A 16,889-nucleotide genomic window follows, 5' to 3' on the forward strand; every position below is an offset into this window, starting at 1 on the left:
CGGGGCGCTAATACTTTCCCTGCTCCTTTTTGTATGGCATTTTAACGACCAAATAAGTTGCCGAAAATACCGTTACCATTATTATTGCTGTTATTGTTGTTGTTACCTTGTTGTGAATTGTTATTGCCATTGCTCAAATTCTGACCATTGTTGCCATTTCTGTTGTTGTTAGAACTTGAACCACTGTTTGTACCATTGCTTGATTCTGTAAAGTTACTTGTTGTATTACCATCAGGTGACTTCGCAACGTATAAGCTCTTACCACTGCCTGCAACAGAGTCTGGACGTGTAAAGTCTGAACCGTCACGTGGACTAATATCACTCATCACATCTTTAAAGAGTAATTGAGGATATTTTTGTTCATTACTGCCGACAAATGAGTTTTGACCGTATTGTTTCACTTCACTAAAGCCCATCCATACAGACATTGTATATTTCGGTGTAAAGCCTGAAATCCATACGTCTTTAGCAGCTGAATCAGGTAAATTATACTGTTGATATGTTTCTGCACCATAAGTACCTGTACCTGTTTTAGCAGCCATGTTCACTCCGTCGACTTTGTTTCCATAAGCAGAACCGTAAGCTTCAAATGTACCTTTTAAAATCTCAGTAATCATGTAAGCAGTGTAATCATTCATTGCTTTATGGCTCGTAAAATCAAATTCAATCGTATTACCATTCGCTTCTACAACTTTTTTGATTGAATGTGCTTTGTTGTACGTACCACCATTCGCAAATGATGCATATGCTGAAGCAAGCTGAGTAGGTGAGAATTCAGAAGATGAACCACCTAATACTTCTGAAGGTCCAATATCTGTATTTTCATACTCTAAACCCACTTTTTTCGCAAAATCAGTCGGTGCATTGTTACCCGCTTGAGATTTGACTTGTTGCCATGTTTTCAATGCTGGAATGTTAAAACTTTGACGTAATGCATCATAAATTGATACGGTACCGTGACTTTGTTGGTCATAGTTTCTAAATATTGCACCATCAATATTGTACGCTGATTCGTCTTGGATAGAGTGGTTTGTTGCCCATTGCATATTGTCAATTGCAGGACCATACGCTAAGAATGGCTTCAATGTTGAACCTGTTGGATGTGCGTCAGTCGCTTGGTTACGCTCAACGACATCTTTATAGTTACGACCACCTGAAATGGCAACTAATGCACCAGTTTGGCTGTCTACGATTGTTGAACCAACCATCTGATCTTCATTTTTGTAATAACCACCATTATCAATACGGTTTTGTAAACTGTTTTGAGCATCTTTATCCATGTAAGTGTAAATTTTAATACCACTGTTAAGAATGTCAGATAAATTTTGTCCTTTAAATTCAGGATTGTTCATCAACTCTTGTTTCACAAAGTTCACATAAGAATTGTATTGCTCTGAATCATCATCTGGTTTAATTTGTCTATCTTCCGCTGAACGTTGCACGAGATTTTCAGTGATTGGCGTATCTTGCGCTTCTTTTTTCTCTTTTTCAGAAATGCGATGATGATATGCCATCAAGTACAATACTGTATCTTTACGTTTTTCTGCTTCTTCTGGATGGTCATAAATGTTATATGTGTTAGGGACTTGCGGCAGACCTGCGAGATAAGCCGATTCAGCTAAGTTCAGATCTTTTAAATCTTTATCAAAGTAGTATCTTGCTGCAGCCTTAATACCATACACACCATCAGAGTAGTAAATTTTGTTGAGATACATTTGGAAAATTTCATCTTTAGAATATTCCTGTTCTAAACGATAAGATAGGTAGGCTTCTTGTGCTTTACGTTCAATCGACTTTTGGTCTGTTAAAAACGTACGTTTAACCACTTGTTGTGTTAACGTAGAAGCACCTTGTGAACCAAAGCCACCCGTAATATTTTTCAATACGGCACCGAATAAACGTTTGTAATCGAGTGCACCGTGATCATAAAAACGGTTGTCTTCAGTTGCAAGCACTGCATCTTTCATCGTATCTGGAACATCTTTTAAATCCACATGTTCTCGTCTTGCACCATTATCAAGCGTCTTGACTAATTCATCATCTTTATCATAAATTTTTGCTGGACTGGGATCTTGGAGTTTAGACTCGTTAAATGCAGGTGCTTTCCAGGCATAATATGCGAAAAGCAATACAGATAAGAGTGCTAAGATGACAAATGCTAATACTAAAAAGCTCAACACTTTAATGATCGTACGCTTGATGTTCTTATTCTTTTTTTGACCGGACTTCTTTTTCGTTTGCTTAGAAGTCCCTTTCTTTTCCGTCATAAGCGGTCCTCACTTTCATCTAATATCAACTTATCAACTGCACTGAGGTAATCTAATCTTGGTTGATACTGATAAGGAATATAGTAACCATTTTCTTGAATTTCTTCAACCTTAATTGATTTTTTTCCATTTTTTAAGTAGCGCTCCCAAAACGGAAAAAATCGCTTAAATGATAAGAGATAAACTTCATTGATTCCTTTAAAGCGGAGTAGAAAAAAGACAATTCCTCCATGAGCCACTGCTTGTTTCATATGTTCAACTTGATGTGCACGGATGTTTTGTAACGGAAAAGATGTTTTATTTTTCGTTTCCTTTGCCTCAAAATCAATGTAATAGCCCTTATAAACACCATTATAGTCAGTAGTTGAAGGCGTTCGAAAATAAGCCTCTTTAATTACAGCTTGACTGCGTTTTGGATAATCCACATGGACAATTTGCACAGGTGTTGGTTTCTTATGAATTACAGCGCGTTCTGTCTTCAAATAATATTGGTTGGAGCTTTCAATATCATTTTCCAATGTCATGCCGCGCCCACCGTATTTAATTTTACTCGATTTGTTTGTCCTCGTACTTCCGTCTTGAGTCTGACTCGGCTTAAAAGGCTTACCGTTTGGATAATTCATTTGTCTCACCTACAATCCATGTTTTTTGTCCTATAAACATGATAGGATAGGCGTTTTATAAATCGAAAGGATTCATAAACTGACATTATTGTAACATACATAGTCGTTTAACGTGACCTAAAATCAATTCCAGTTAAAATATTTCAACACATTATGATAAAATTAATTTAGTTTAATGAAAGGTGTTTAGATTCATGCAAATTGTCATACAACAATTGATTCACGATTTAGCAACCATTTCACAACGTTATGAAGCAGCTCGAGCAGGGAGACCATATGATTTTTATAAAGAAGTGCAGCCGTTCTTCCAACAAGTTGATGAACACTTGCAATCATTACAACGCTATCAACACACCATTTCAAAACAAAAATATTTCAATGCACGAAAATTACAACGCATGTCATCTTTAATGGCAGAGCTCGCCGTCGCATGCCATCAATCCACAACGAGTAAAAAATTGTTTTTAGATCAATTTAAAGCAGTACAACACGATCTGAACTACTTATCACAAATGGAGCGTAACTAACATGTTTAAGACAATGTATTTGACGGGTTACAAGTCTTACGAGCTACAAATATTCAATGATAATGCACCTGAAGTGACCTATTTAAAAAAATTTATAACGCAAAAATTAATTCAGTATATAGAGGAAGGTTTAGAATGGGTGTTAATTCAAGGTCAATTGGGTATTGAATTATGGGGTGCCGAATGTGTGATTGCATTGAAAGAAGATTATCCTGAGCTAAAATTAGGCGTCATCACACCATTTTTAGAACATACATCTAAATGGAATGAACAAAATCAGCTCAAATATCAACAGGTGATCGAAAAAAGTGATTATGTCAATAGTGTGCATCAACTTACATACAAAGGTCCGTTTCAGTTTCAACAAGCTGATCAATTTATGTTGGACCATACGGATATCACAGTATTAATCTATGATGATGAACAACCCGCAAGCCCACAATTTTTCAAAAAGAAGTTAGTTGATTTTGTTGAAAAAACAAACTATACTTGTGATATTGTGACGTTTGACGAAATTACGAACTTTATCAATGATTTACAATGGTCCGAAGAAATTTAAATCAAATGAGGTGGAACAAATGTCAGATGTTTCGTTAAAATTATCAGCAAAAGACATTTACGAAAAAGACTTTGAAAAGACAATGGTTCGTGGCTATCGTCCTCAAGAAGTGGATGCTTTTTTAGACGATATTATTGCGGATTATCAAAAAATGTCAGACCTAAATAATGAAGTCATCAAATTATCAGAAGAAAATCACAAATTAAAAAAAGAAATTGAAGATTTACGTATTCGTGTTGCCTCTAGTCGACCACAAGATAATAAGAGTTTCGCAAATCAAAGTTCAAACCAAAATAATAATGTAGATATTTTAAAACGAATTTCTAACCTTGAAAAAGCAGTCTTTGGAAAATAGGGATTGTTTTTTAATTGAAAAATGCTATAATTTTTTGAGGATATTTCGTGTAATCGCTATATGTTATGACATATAGAGGAAAGTCCATGCTCACACAGTCTGAGATGACTGTAGTGTTCGTGCTTGATGAAACAATAAGTCAAGGCAATATTCGATATTGACGGCAACGACCTAACCTAAGTCTTTCGATAGGGTTACATTAGTTTGAAAGTGCCACAGTGACGTAGCTTTATTAGAAATAATAAAGGTGGAACGCGGTAAACCCCTCGAGTGAGCAATCCAAATTTGGTAGGAGCACTTGTCTAACGGAATTCAACGTATAGACGAGGAAAAGTTCAGCATACTTTTCAGACAGATGATTACAACTGAAGTACCAGTGTAACTAGTGCACGTAACGAGTACATCAGTACAGAACATGGCTTACAGAAATATCTCAGACTAGTCACCTTAGGGCTGGAACAAGACGTTCCAGCCCTTTAATTTGTCTTGACATCTCATGAAATAAGAATCAGTATCAATATAGAAGTAGTATGTTTGATATAGAAACATAGTGACAGTTTGAGTAGAAGACTGTAGAACGGTTCTTTCGACTTGTAGTTAGAACTGAATTGTAAGATTGCAAGACAAGGCGAGACTCTTGAGTCATAGAGTTAAAAGCAAAATGACCCCTTTAAACTTTGATAGTGGCTACTGTTTGACGCAGTAGCTGTCTGACTTGCGGGGGGCAGTACTGCGAAATCTTTGTTGTACATGAGATTTCTGTACTACTCCCCAAATGCACCAACGCTACTACAAATGTAATAGCCCAATCAAAGCGTTGGTTAGTTGAGACAAGACTCCTAGGAAACGCGAGTTCGAGGTGTCAATCAATAAAGACAAGAAACTATTATGAAAGAAAAAATCGCTACAATCTAAAAACAAATATAAAAAGATATACATAAACTGATATTCAAAAGGAGGAATTTTCGTGTATCAACTATTAGCAGTTTGTCCGATGGGGCTTGAATCTATTGTCGCAAAAGAAGTCCAAGACCTGGGCTACGACACACGCGTAGAAAATGGACGTATTTATTTTGAGGGAGACGCATCTGCCATCGTTAAAGCAAATTTATGGTTGCGTACTGCAGACCGTGTCAAACTTATCGTAGGGCAATTTGAAGCCATAACATTTGATTCATTATTCAAACAAACGAAAAATTTACCTTGGGAACAATTCATTCCAGTAAATGGTCAATTTCCAGTGCAAGGGCGTAGTTTAAAATCAAAGTTATTTAGTGTTCCTGATGTTCAAGCGATCACTAAAAAAGCGATTGTCGAGCGGTTGAAAAATGCACATCAAGTGTCAGGTTGGCTTGATGAATCAGGCGCAAAATATCCTGTTGAAGTCGCTATTTTAAAAGATAAAGTCTTGTTAACGATTGATACATCAGGCTCCGGTTTGAACAAACGTGGTTACCGTCTCGCGCAAGGTGAGGCGCCGATTAAAGAGACACTCGCTGCAAGTTTAGTCAAGTTAGCCAATTGGACAGGTGATACACCGCTTATCGATCCATTTTGTGGTTCTGGGACAATTGCGATTGAAGCTTGTTTAATTGCGCAAAATATTGCACCTGGTTTTAATCGCTCATTTATTTCAGAACAATGGGATATCATTCCGGAAGGGCTATATGACCAAAAACGTGCAGAAGCTGATGAACTAGCCGATTATGATAAAGAAATCGAAATTTATGCTTCTGATATTGATCCTGAAATGGTCGAAATTGCAAAACGCAATGCAGATGAAGTCGGTGTAGGTGATATTATCCGCTTCGAAGTCAAAGATGTGAACACACTTACCATTGATCACGACGGTCCTATCGGTTTAATAGGTAACCCGCCGTATGGTGAACGTATCGGTGACCGTGCAGAAGTTGAAGAAATGTACCGTAATCTCGGCATCCTCATGCAAGATCACCCGAATTTATCACTTTACATTATGACAAGTAACAAAGAATTTGAATATCTTGCGAATCGTAAAGCTACGAAGCGTCGTAAGTTATTTAACGGATATATTGAAACGACTTATTACCAATACTGGGCAAATAAAAAATATTAAGCCAGTTTAATTTTTACGAAAAGAGGGAGTACGTTGTATCAAGATAAAGAATTTAAAAAAGGCATTCTTTTCGCTTTATTGGCTTATGTGATGTGGGGCACGTTACCGTTATATTGGTCACTCATTCACGATGTCGATCCTATTGAAACACTCATGTACCGTATCATTTTATCGCTCATTTTTATGCTGATCCTTTTACCAATCATTGGGCGATGGCAGCGATTTGCTCAAGATATGGCGCAACTGATAGCGAAACCGTTCAAACTGTTGATTATCATTTTAGCGGGCTATATCGTGACAGTGAACTGGGGAACGTTTATTTATGCGATTGATGCTGGTTTTGTATTACAAACAAGTTTAGGTTATTATATCAATCCACTCGTAAGTATTTTATTATCCATGATATTTTTTAAAGAACGTTTCAATCGTCTAGAATGGGTGGCGATACTCTTTGCTGTACTTGGCGTCGTTTATATGACTTTTAAAGTGGGAGAATTTCCATACATTTCGTTAATTTTAGCTTTTTCATTTGGCATTTACGGTTTATTGAAAAAACTCGTTCCTATGCCAGCATTGAGTAGCATTACAATTGAGTCACTTGCGACGGCACCCATGGCGATCATTTATTTAATTATCGTCGAACAAACAGCTAATTTAAGTATCGGATGGAATATGTCGACGTTCTGGTTGCTCTTCTCAGGTGCTGTCACTGCATTACCGTTACTCTCATTTTCAGAAGGGGCTATCCGTATTCCGCTATCATTAATGGGTTTTATTCAATATGTAGGGCCGACACTTATCTTTATACTCGGTATTTTTGTGTTTAAAGAACCATTTAATGTCGACCAATTTATCACATTTTGCTTTATTTGGGTCGGTATAGTGATTTATGTTATTTCTCAAATCATCAAAATTAAAAAACGCTCACAACCATTCCAATATCAAAATTAATCAAAATATAAGCTAACATCGTACGTTGACTGTGCGGTGTTTTTTTACTTTCAATTCCATATTATAAATGCCATTATTTTAATCACTGCAATAGCATTTATCGCCATAAACTCATATAATATTTAAATATAGACGCTTAAAACAAGGGGAATCAAATATCTATGCAGAACCAAGAACAACTGGATATTTTATATAAACTAAAAAAAGAAGTGGAAAAATCTGATCATTCCGCTTTTATACATACCATTAACCAAATGATTAAAAAAGTGTATTTAAACCACTACACAATGACCTTTGTCGGCCATTTTTCAGCAGGTAAATCGACGGTCATTAATCGTCTCATCGGCCAAGACATTTTACCGAGTTCACCCGTTCCGACAACAAGTAATACCGCATTAGTAACGATTGCAGATACGCCAGGAATTACAGCGAACATCGAAGGTCAAAAGTATACACAATTGAACTCTTATGATGACGTTAAACAAATGAACCGCGAAAATTTCCAAGTTGAGTCCATCGATATTCGTGTTCAAAGTGATGTGTTTCATAACGGCTTTACATTCCAAGATACACCTGGTGTCGATTCCAATGTACAATCACACAGTATGCAAACAGAGCAATTTCTTTATACGAGTAATATCGTTTTCTATACTGTCGATTATAACCATGTTCAATCCGCGCTGAACTTTCAATTTATGAAGCGTTTGAATCGTGCAGGCATTCCTGTTGTTTTCGTAATTAACCAAATTGATAAACATGACGAGAACGAGCTCACATTTCAAACATTTCAAGAGCGTGTGGTACAATCAGTTAATGAATGGGATATTGATTTACTCGCCACATTTTATATTACAAAGTTTGAACATCCACAAAACCAATTCGATGAGTTGCGTGCTTTTATTATAGAACAAGACCAGCACCGTGAAGCTGTTGAAGACTATGTCGCACGTATGAAACAATTTATTCATCAACATCAATTGGACTATTTACAACATGAAATGGATGGAATTTTAGAACAACTTAACATTGAAGCGACACAATTCGATCAAGCGTATCAATCACATCAGCAAAATGAAATGATCAGCGAGGAAGCGCAATTGTTGAATGATGCGACAGCGTTGAAACATTATTTGAAAGATAAACGTCGCTCCATTATTGATAATGCTTATATTATGACTCATGAGATGCGCGAAACGATTCGTTATTATTTGGAAAGTATGACGAAAGATTTTAAAGCGGGTGGGTTGTTTAATAAAAAGAAAAAAACAGAAGAAGAACGTCAAACACGCCTTAATCAGTTAATGACAGACCTTCAAAGTAAAGTCGATCACCAAATTATTAAACCGATGCAAGAGGATTTGTCATTTCTCACACGTTTTATTAATGACACCGATTTGAATCAGCGTATTTTAAACCAAAAATTGACATTACCGACATCCATTGTAACTGACCTGTATCAGACACAAATTCAAATTACGAATCAATATGTGTTAACTTTCTCAAATGATATCATGAAAGCAATCAAGCAATATATTTTAAAAGAACTCGAACCGCTCGATGATACAATTATTGACAATGTACACGCAGAAGAACACTTAGTCGATGAGTCAAATGATAGTTCGTCGTATACACGTTATATTGAACTACGCAACTTGTCTCAGTCGTTAAAGACGGAAAATTATCGTCATTATTATATTCATATGGAAGATTCGCTCGACCGTTTAATTGATCGCACAGAAATTCAATATCAAGTGAAATCAGATGGAGATAATGAAAAAGACGCGAAACAACAAGAGGTCGCTGTAACTGCTCATAAAGCGACAATTAACGACGCACAAATTGCTCAATCATTAGAAATTGTCAAAAATATACCATTGTTTAAATCGAGTGTGAAAAACATCGAGGAAACGCGGGAAAGAATGCAACATCAAATCGTTAAAATAGGTGTTTTTGGTACATTCAGTGCTGGTAAAAGTAGCTTGATTAATGCGTTGTTAGGCGACAGTTATTTGACGAGCTCACCTAACCCAACGACTGCCGCAACAACTGAAATTGGCTATGGTGACACGCATCACATTACGTTTAAAACACCTGATATGTTACTCCAAGAAATTAATGATGTATTCGAACTCGAAGGCCAACAATTTGATCGTATCGAAGCCTTTTTAGAAGCAAATACGGATAAATTAAAAGGGCGTATCGACAAAAGCCGTTTGGCATTTATTCATGCGATTGAAAAAAATTATGCGCTGTATCAATCCTATATCGCAGAAGGGTTAAAACATGAAATCCAAGCTGTTGACGTACAAAAATGGAGTGCTGAAGATGAATATGCGACATTCGTCCAAACGGTGCATTTAAGATTGCCGCTGGATTGGTTAAAAGACAAAATTATCGTGGACTCATTAGGATTACATTCGAATAACCAGCGTCATACGAACGAAACAGAAAAAATACTGACAACTTCGGATTTAATTTTATATGTGAGCTACTTTAATCACGCTTTTACCGATAATGATAAAGCATTTATCGAACATATGAAAAATATGAACCAGTTAAAAGAACATCAAGCTTTCAAAATGGTCATTAATGCAACTGACTTAGCTGAAAATGAAGCTGACAAACGTGCTGTGCGTGACTATGTGGCTGATGCATTAATACAAGTACAAATGCAACCTGAAATTTTTGCTGTGTCGAGTCGTGCTGCTTTAACTGGAGGGGACAACGGTGTGCAACAATTGAAAGCAAGCATTTCACAGTTTTCAGAAGTAGAATCCAAACATATTTTAGAGACCAAAATGTATGACCAGTTGCGTTACATTGGGCAGTCTTACACACAGATGATTGAAGACCATACTTCAAATGCTGAAAAAATGCAGCATGTTAAACAACAATTACAACACATGCGACAAAAAACGATTTTTAATTCGCAAGGCCTAAATGCCATTCGTCAAAAACTGATTAACGAAATAGAAGATCAAATGTATCACTTGAATGAGCGTTTAAAAATTCAATTATTAGATAACGTTAAAGCCATTTATAATACACAAATGACGAATACAACACGTTTCAATGAGGAGAAACGTCTATCGACAAAAGCGTATTTGAATCAAATCCATCAAAAGTTATATTTAGAACAAACTTTGATGATTGAACGTATTAAATTTTTCTTTAATCAAGCGTTACAACAAGAAATGGCACCGAAAATTAAATCGTTCCATCAATATCACATACTTTTGCCAGATATTGAAACGCTTGAAGTTGCGCCTATAGACCAATCATTTTTAACGATTTCTTTAGATGCCATGGTCAACGCACTTCCTAAACAATTGACGAAGAAAAATATTATGCAGCCACAAGTGCAAAAACAAATACAAGCTGACATTAAAGATGAAACGGTGACATTACTCCAACCCCGATTAGCCGATTTACGACAAGCGCTTGAAAGTATGCTCGACACATTAACAGCAAAAGCACAACAAGCACTTGAACAGATTGAGTCACAAGCACAACGTGAAATCGATACTGCGTTAGCTGTCGATGTTGATGATGCACTGATTGCTCAACTACAAGCAGAAACACCAAAATTATTTACAATACTGAATTCAAAGGACTGAAAACATGACACACAAACTTTTATTAATTGATGGCATGGCGTTATTATTTCGTCATTTTTATGCAACGAGTGTACACAAAAATTTTATGCGCAATACGAACGGCACACCGACAAACGGCACGCAAGGCTTTGTGAGACATGTTTACAGTGCAATTCGAGATGTTGAACCGACGCACGTTGCAGTATGTTGGGATATGGGGAAAGCCACCTTCCGTAATGACATGTTTGACGGTTATAAACAAAATCGGCCTGCACCACCTGAAGAACTTATCCCGCAATTCGACCATGTCCAACATATATCTGAATCGCTAGGCTTTTTAAATATTGGTGTTGAAAACTATGAGGCTGATGATGTCATAGGGACATTGACACATGCATATGCAGAATCACCTGATCATGAAGTGTATGTGATTACAGGGGATCGCGATTTATTACAATGTGTAAGTGACAACGTTTTTGTGTGGCTGATCAAAAAAGGCTTTACAGAATATAGTAAGTATGACAGAGCACGATTCGAATCTGAATATCAGTTAGAGCCGCCGCAACTCATTGATGTCAAAGCGTTTATGGGGGACACAGCAGATGGTTACCCAGGTGTAAAAGGCATAGGAGAGAAAACTGCGATCAAACTCATTCAACAATATGGTTCTGTTGAAAAAGTCATTGCGAACATGTCACAGCTCACGCCTGGGCAACAGAAAAAGATAGTGCAGGACATGCACAATTTACGTTTGTCAAAACAACTAGCAGCGATTGAATTGAATGTCCCTTTATCCATTGACACTTTATTTGAGGAAATGGCCCATCATGTCGAGTTAAATCACGTGTTGGCAGTATTAGATCAGCATGAATTGTTTGTTTCAAAACGTTTTGTACAAAATTTGTAATTTAAACAAAAAAATAATAGGAAAAGTCGGAAGTGGCAATACCAACAATCGTTTATTTCCATATCTAAACAAAAATGTCGAAGTGAGTGGCATGTGTGAGCATGTGCATAACACTTCGACATTTTGTATATTTTTAACACTACGAACGACCTAACGCTTGATACAATGCATCTTGTGCTAATTGATTCGCAGCTTTATTCTGTGCCCGTGGAACCCATTTGACAAATGCCAATTCAAAGTCATTCGTCATTTGTAAATAACGCTCCAAATAAGGTTTAAAACGTCCATTTTTCACAAACTCACGATTCACTGCGTCTTCAATTAACTGTGAATCCGTCAAAACTAAGGCATTCGCAACTGCTAATGTTTTCGCTTGCTCTAACGCAAACAGTAACGCTTCCCATTCAGCACTATGATTGTCTAACTCATCTAGCACTTTTGTAAATGTATAGCGTTCATTTTCTGTTACGATAACGACACCACATGCACTTAATCCGGGATTGCCTTTCGTTGCTGCATCAAAATATATTTTAGCCAACTTCACGACACCACACTTGAATGTATTTTCGTATTTAAGCTTAACATATCATGCGTTATAGCATATCGTCTTTAATTTTGTTGCGACGATAAAGTGACTTTGCCCAATAACCGAATGGGACGTTCAGTACAGTCGTTAATAATTTTAATAAATATGTCGAGATGAAAATTTCTAGCACGACACCGTTTGGTAAACTACCATAAAAAGCAATCAGTACGAAAAGCGCTGTATCCACAATCGAACTTAACGTCGTACTCCCATAAGCGCGAATGAAAAAAGTACGATCTGAACGAAATACTTTTTTAATCATGTTAAAGACGAGTACATCAATATGTTGCCCGATAATGTAGGCGATAATTGATGCGAAAGCGATACGTGGTACGACATCAAAAATTACTTTCATTGCATCTTGCGCCATGTCGACTTGACTCGGTTGAAACGCGAGCGAAACTTGCATGACAATAATCATAATAAAAGTAGACGAGAAGCCGAGCCAAACCGCTTTTTTCGCGACTTTACGTCCATAAATATCATTCAAAATGTCTGTTGCAAGATAAATCGATGCGAACATCACATTGCCTAATGTTGCAGAAATCGTAAATATATCTACTGTTTTAAGCACTTGGATGTTGGCGATAATCGTGCCTATCGCAACCCAAGCATACAAACCTGATTTACCAAAAAGTCGAAACATCACTACCATGAGTACGAAAGTAACGATAAATGACCCTAAACCTAACCATTCATTATACAATTGAATTACCTCCTAAATTTTGTTGCAGCGGGTGTTTAGAAACCGCTATTCACGATAACTTTTCCATTATAATCAACAGCTTTATATTTTTCAATAGCCATTCGTTATCATTTACAAGCGTGACATTTTTCTTGATGTCGCTGAAGATTAAACACTTCAATGTCCATAAAAATCATGTTACGATAGTGAATATTGTACGCACTATATTTAAAAGAGGTGACTGTCGTGCTAACAGACTCTGAGAAGAAGGCCATTGCTTCAATCGATCAATTGTCTCAACAATATTGTGAACACTGCTTGGTTAAAGCACACCTTCGAAAAACAAAAGGGAAAACGCAAGCACATCACTTCTGTATCAATGCGTGTTCAATCGGCAAACAAATTCAACAATTAGGCAATGAGCTACAATGAGGGCTGTAGTACATTGACGAGGAGGTTTAACATGGAAATCATTAAGGTCGAACCTACGCCTAGTCCGAATACAATGAAAATTATTTTATCCGAAAAAAGACAAGACAATCATTCAAAAACTTATACGGAAGTCACAGACGGTCAACCACACTTTATCAACGCCATATTACAAGTTGAAGGTGTGAAATCTGTCTTTCATGTATTAGATTTTATTGCCGTTGATAAAACACCTAAAGCAGACTGGGAGACTGTGTTACCTCTCGTTACGGCGTCACTCAATCAAGACCAACAACAAAGCGACACGACGCAACCTGAACCGGATACACATTTTGGTGAGGTCAACGCCGAGGTACTTAAGTTTAAAAATATTCCTTACCAAGTGAAATTGACGACACCTAAAGAAGAAAAGCGTCAACAATTGAACGACATGTTCGTCAATGCAATGCTCGAAACACAAGAACCGCATGATAATGTTGTCTTTTTACGTAAATGGGAAACATTAGGTGTCCGATATGGCGATTTAGACGATGTCATGCAAAGTGTTGTAGAAGAAGTTAATGCGCTTTATCCTGAACACGTTTTAAATCAACTCGTAGAAGAGGCGAAAAATACTGATGTGACAGTGCCACAAAAACAATATGTGCATGTGACATTAGAAACATATCAACAAGAATCTGATTGGAAAGCACGTTTACGTATGTTGAAATCTTTTCCAACACCTACAACCGATGACTTTCCATTACTTGATTATGCGTTGAATGAGGATAAAGTACCATTACGCCGTGAAGCAGTTGTATTGCTCAGCATGATTGAAGATCGAGAAACTTTGCCATACTTATATAAAGGACTACACGATAAAAGTCCTGCAGTGAGACGAACAGCTGGTGATAGTTTAAGTGATTTAGGCTTTAAAGAGGCTTTACCTGAAATGGAAAAAGCATTGAATGATCCACAAAAAATTGTGCGATGGCGTGCAGCAATGTTTCTTTTTGATGAAGGCGGACCAGGACAACTGGCAACACTGAAAGCACATCAAAATGACCCAGCTTATGAAGTGAAGTTGCAAATTGAAATGGCCATTACACGTATCGAAAACGGGGAAGAAGCACTTGGATCAGTGTGGAAACAGATCGCAAATCGTAATCAATAAATCAATGTAAGGGAGCGCTATAACATGAACGCATATGATGCATATATGAAAGAACTCGCTGCTCAAATGAGAAGCGAATTGACACAAAATGGTTTTGAAAGTTTAGAAAGTGAAGATTCCGTTTCACAATATATGGACAATGTAAAAGATAAAGATACGACATTTGTTGTCATTAATTCAACATGTGGCTGTGCAGCTGGTTTAGCACGTCCAGCAGCTGTCGCCGTAGCAGAACAAAATGAAAATAAACCAACGAATAAAGTCACTGTTTTTGCAGGTCAAGATAAAGAAGCGACTGCCAAAATGCGTGAATACATTCAACAAGTGCCTTCAAGTCCTTCGTTCGCATTATTCAAAGGGTCTGAGTTAGTTCACTTTATGCCACGTGAACATATCGAGGGCCGTGATATAAATGATATCGCAATGGACATTAAAGACGCATTCGATACACATTGTCGTGCATAATCAAAAAGCTGGAACATGCTATGAAGTCATTGTTCCGGCTTTTTTACGTTTCCAAATCAATAGGTAGTGCTTTACGCAAAATGTAGCTGTTCGTATCATTTTCAATATTTAAACGATGGAGACACTGAATACATTCCGGTTACTCACCCATACATAAATGGCTATGAAAACGTTGATATCGTTTTGAAAATGGCGCAAAATCGTCTATTATAGATACTAAGAGAAAGAGGTGAATGTCATGAATCCGTTTGATGCAGCTTATCATGATTTATGTAAAGAAGTATTAGAAATTGGCAATCAACGTGATGACCGAACAGCTACGGGAACAATTTCAAAATTTGGACATCAGTTGCGTTTTGACCTTTCAAAAGGCTTCCCATTGTTAACAACAAAAAAAGTCTCTTTTAAACTTGTTGCAACTGAATTGATTTGGTTTATTCGTGGCGATACTAATTTAAGATATTTATTACAATATAATAACAATATTTGGAACGAATGGGCCTTTGAAAAATATGTACAAAGCGAGGATTATAACGGTCCTGATATGACTGACTTTGGTCATAGAGCACAAAGTGACGCAGCATTTGCTGAAACTTATCGTGAGGAAATGGCAAAGTTTAAACAACAGATTTTAACTGATGATGATTTTATGAAAAAACACGGTGATTTAGGCAATGTCTATGGTAAGCAATGGCGTAACTGGGTCAGTGCAGAGGGTCAACAATATGATCAATTGAAAACGTTAATTGAACAAATTAAAACGAATCCTAACTCGCGTCGTCATATCATTAGTGCTTGGAATCCTACAGAAATTGAGACAATGGCGTTACCTCCTTGTCATACACTCTTTCAATTTTATGTACAAGACAATAAGCTGAGCTGTCAACTCTATCAACGGAGTGCCGACATTTTCTTAGGTGTCCCGTTTAATATTGCAAGCTATAGCTTATTAACACATTTAATTGCGAAAGAATGTGGCCTTAAAGTAGGCGAATTTGTGCACACATTTGGCGATGCACATATTTACAGTAACCATTTAGACGCTGTAAAAACACAATTGGCACGTTCAAGTTTCGCACCGCCTGAATTAAAAATCAATACAGATCGTTCCATTTTCGACATTGAATATGAAGATTTAGAGATTGTAAATTATGAATCTCATCCAGCAATTAAAGCGCCTATCGCGGTATAAACAAAAAGGAGTAATCATATGATACTATCTATTTTAGTCGCACATGACCAACAACGTGGCATTGGCTTTGAAGGACAGTTACCGTGGTATTTACCCAATGACTTAAAACATGTTAAAAAACTCACAACTGGACATACACTCGTGATGGGACGCGCAACATATGAATCTATTGGTAAACCGTTACCTCATCGTAGAAATGTCGTTATTACAAGCAATCCCGATTTCAAACCAGAGGGGGTGGAGGTCATTCATAGTATTGAAGAAATTGATACGATTGACGACGACCACATCTTTATTTTTGGCGGTCAAACGTTATTCGAAACTTTTATTGACCGTGTTGACGATATGTATATCACTGTTATTGACGACAAATTCCAAGCGGACACATTTTTCCCACCTTACACATTTGAAGATTGGGAAGTAACATCTGCTGTAGAAGGTGTTGTGGATGAAAAGAATAAATATCCGCACACTTTTTTACATCTCACTCGAAAGTAAT

General features: G+C 36.9%; 16 protein-coding genes and 1 other RNA gene. 13 read left to right on the forward strand and 4 right to left on the reverse strand.

The features are described 5' to 3' along the window. Positions 1–41: 41 nt before the first annotated feature. Together GZH82_RS07665 and recU are read right to left on the reverse strand one after the other, a co-directional pair. A complete protein-coding gene (locus GZH82_RS07665) occupies positions 42–2,267 on the reverse strand; it encodes a transglycosylase domain-containing protein (RefSeq protein WP_162681992.1) in 2,226 nt (741 codons plus the stop codon). Then, a complete protein-coding gene (gene recU, locus GZH82_RS07670) occupies positions 2,264–2,890 on the reverse strand; it encodes a Holliday junction resolvase RecU (RefSeq protein ID WP_162681993.1) in 627 nt (208 codons plus the stop codon). Before recU ends, GZH82_RS07665 begins: the two co-directional genes overlap by 4 nt. 194 nt (positions 2,891–3,084) lie before the next feature. On the opposite strand from recU, the gene GZH82_RS07675 reads away from it, so the two are divergent. The 8 genes from GZH82_RS07675 to GZH82_RS07710 all read left to right on the forward strand — a co-directional run bounded on the left by GZH82_RS07675 (position 3,085) and on the right by GZH82_RS07710 (position 11,880). Continuing rightward, on the forward strand, positions 3,085–3,417 hold the full coding sequence (locus tag GZH82_RS07675; RefSeq protein WP_162681994.1) for a DUF1798 family protein: 333 nt from the start codon (positions 3,085–3,087) through the stop codon (positions 3,415–3,417). 1 nt (position 3,418) lies between these two features. Continuing rightward, entirely contained in the window at positions 3,419–3,976 is a 558-nt protein-coding gene (locus GZH82_RS07680; protein WP_162681995.1) for an SLOG family protein, read from the forward strand. Positions 3,977–3,995: 19 nt separating this feature from the next. Next, positions 3,996–4,331 carry a cell division regulator GpsB gene (gene gpsB, locus GZH82_RS07685; RefSeq protein WP_014613910.1) on the forward strand — a complete coding sequence of 112 codons (336 nt, stop codon included), beginning with the start codon at positions 3,996–3,998 and terminating at the stop codon, positions 4,329–4,331. 41 nt (positions 4,332–4,372) lie between these two features. Then, positions 4,373–4,759: RNase P RNA component class B (gene rnpB, locus GZH82_RS07690), an RNA gene on the forward strand. A gap of 539 nt (positions 4,760–5,298) precedes the next feature. After that, positions 5,299–6,426 carry a THUMP domain-containing class I SAM-dependent RNA methyltransferase gene (locus GZH82_RS07695; RefSeq protein WP_162681996.1) on the forward strand — a complete coding sequence of 376 codons (1,128 nt, stop codon included), beginning with the start codon at positions 5,299–5,301 and terminating at the stop codon, positions 6,424–6,426. Positions 6,427–6,516: 90 nt separating this feature from the next. After that, a complete protein-coding gene (gene rarD, locus GZH82_RS07700) occupies positions 6,517–7,377 on the forward strand; it encodes an EamA family transporter RarD (protein ID WP_238989695.1) in 861 nt (286 codons plus the stop codon). Between the two features lie 161 nt (positions 7,378–7,538). Beyond that, positions 7,539–10,994, forward strand: coding sequence for a dynamin family protein (locus GZH82_RS07705; protein WP_162681998.1), 3,456 nt, complete (start codon positions 7,539–7,541; stop codon positions 10,992–10,994). A 4-nt stretch (positions 10,995–10,998) separates the two neighbouring features. After that, positions 10,999–11,880: a 5'-3' exonuclease gene (locus GZH82_RS07710; RefSeq protein WP_162681999.1), complete on the forward strand. Its 882-nt coding sequence runs from the start codon at positions 10,999–11,001 to the stop codon at positions 11,878–11,880. A 139-nt stretch (positions 11,881–12,019) separates the two neighbouring features. On the opposite strand, the gene GZH82_RS07715 is transcribed toward GZH82_RS07710, so the two are convergent. Beyond that, on the reverse strand, positions 12,020–12,418 hold the full coding sequence (locus GZH82_RS07715) for a ribonuclease HI family protein (protein WP_162682000.1): 399 nt from the start codon (positions 12,416–12,418) through the stop codon (positions 12,020–12,022). 55 nt (positions 12,419–12,473) lie between these two features. Continuing rightward, a complete protein-coding gene (locus tag GZH82_RS07720) occupies positions 12,474–13,172 on the reverse strand; it encodes a queuosine precursor transporter (RefSeq protein ID WP_162682001.1) in 699 nt (232 codons plus the stop codon). A gap of 225 nt (positions 13,173–13,397) precedes the next feature. On the opposite strand from GZH82_RS07720, the gene GZH82_RS07725 reads away from it, so the two are divergent. The 5 genes from GZH82_RS07725 to GZH82_RS07745 all read left to right on the forward strand — a co-directional run bounded on the left by GZH82_RS07725 (position 13,398) and on the right by GZH82_RS07745 (position 16,888). Then, positions 13,398–13,583: a zinc-finger domain-containing protein gene (locus GZH82_RS07725; RefSeq protein ID WP_162682002.1), complete on the forward strand. Its 186-nt coding sequence runs from the start codon at positions 13,398–13,400 to the stop codon at positions 13,581–13,583. A 31-nt stretch (positions 13,584–13,614) separates the two neighbouring features. Further along, positions 13,615–14,733, forward strand: coding sequence for a virulence factor (locus GZH82_RS07730; protein ID WP_162682003.1), 1,119 nt, complete (start codon positions 13,615–13,617; stop codon positions 14,731–14,733). A gap of 24 nt (positions 14,734–14,757) precedes the next feature. Beyond that, positions 14,758–15,198: a bacilliredoxin BrxA gene (brxA, locus tag GZH82_RS07735; protein WP_162682004.1), complete on the forward strand. Its 441-nt coding sequence runs from the start codon at positions 14,758–14,760 to the stop codon at positions 15,196–15,198. A gap of 238 nt (positions 15,199–15,436) precedes the next feature. Then, positions 15,437–16,390: a thymidylate synthase gene (locus GZH82_RS07740; protein ID WP_162682005.1), complete on the forward strand. Its 954-nt coding sequence runs from the start codon at positions 15,437–15,439 to the stop codon at positions 16,388–16,390. 18 nt (positions 16,391–16,408) lie between these two features. Next, positions 16,409–16,888, forward strand: coding sequence for a dihydrofolate reductase (locus GZH82_RS07745; RefSeq protein ID WP_162682006.1), 480 nt, complete (start codon positions 16,409–16,411; stop codon positions 16,886–16,888). Position 16,889: the final 1 nt, after the last annotated feature.

This window comes from Staphylococcus sp. MI 10-1553 (genome assembly GCF_010365305.1).
Lineage (GTDB): Bacteria > Bacillota > Bacilli > Staphylococcales > Staphylococcaceae > Staphylococcus.

Bases quoted from the DNA above. Each gene is read 5' to 3' on its own strand.
- GZH82_RS07710 (WP_162681999.1), top strand. From the start codon at position 10,999: ATGACACACAAACTTTTATTAATTGATGGCATGGCGTTATTATTTCGT.
- GZH82_RS07730 (WP_162682003.1), top strand. From the start codon at position 13,615: ATGGAAATCATTAAGGTCGAACCTACGCCTAGTCCGAATACAATGAAA.
- GZH82_RS07745 (WP_162682006.1), top strand. From the start codon at position 16,409: ATGATACTATCTATTTTAGTCGCACATGACCAACAACGTGGCATTGGC.
- rarD (WP_238989695.1), top strand. From the start codon at position 6,517: ATGTGGGGCACGTTACCGTTATATTGGTCACTCATTCACGATGTCGAT.
- recU (WP_162681993.1), bottom strand. From the start codon at position 2,890: ATGAATTATCCAAACGGTAAGCCTTTTAAGCCGAGTCAGACTCAAGAC.
- GZH82_RS07665 (WP_162681992.1), bottom strand. From the start codon at position 2,267: ATGACGGAAAAGAAAGGGACTTCTAAGCAAACGAAAAAGAAGTCCGGT.
- GZH82_RS07705 (WP_162681998.1), top strand. From the start codon at position 7,539: ATGCAGAACCAAGAACAACTGGATATTTTATATAAACTAAAAAAAGAA.
- GZH82_RS07675 (WP_162681994.1), top strand. From the start codon at position 3,085: ATGCAAATTGTCATACAACAATTGATTCACGATTTAGCAACCATTTCA.
- GZH82_RS07740 (WP_162682005.1), top strand. From the start codon at position 15,437: ATGAATCCGTTTGATGCAGCTTATCATGATTTATGTAAAGAAGTATTA.
- brxA (WP_162682004.1), top strand. From the start codon at position 14,758: ATGAACGCATATGATGCATATATGAAAGAACTCGCTGCTCAAATGAGA.
- gpsB (WP_014613910.1), top strand. From the start codon at position 3,996: ATGTCAGATGTTTCGTTAAAATTATCAGCAAAAGACATTTACGAAAAA.
- GZH82_RS07680 (WP_162681995.1), top strand. From the start codon at position 3,419: ATGTTTAAGACAATGTATTTGACGGGTTACAAGTCTTACGAGCTACAA.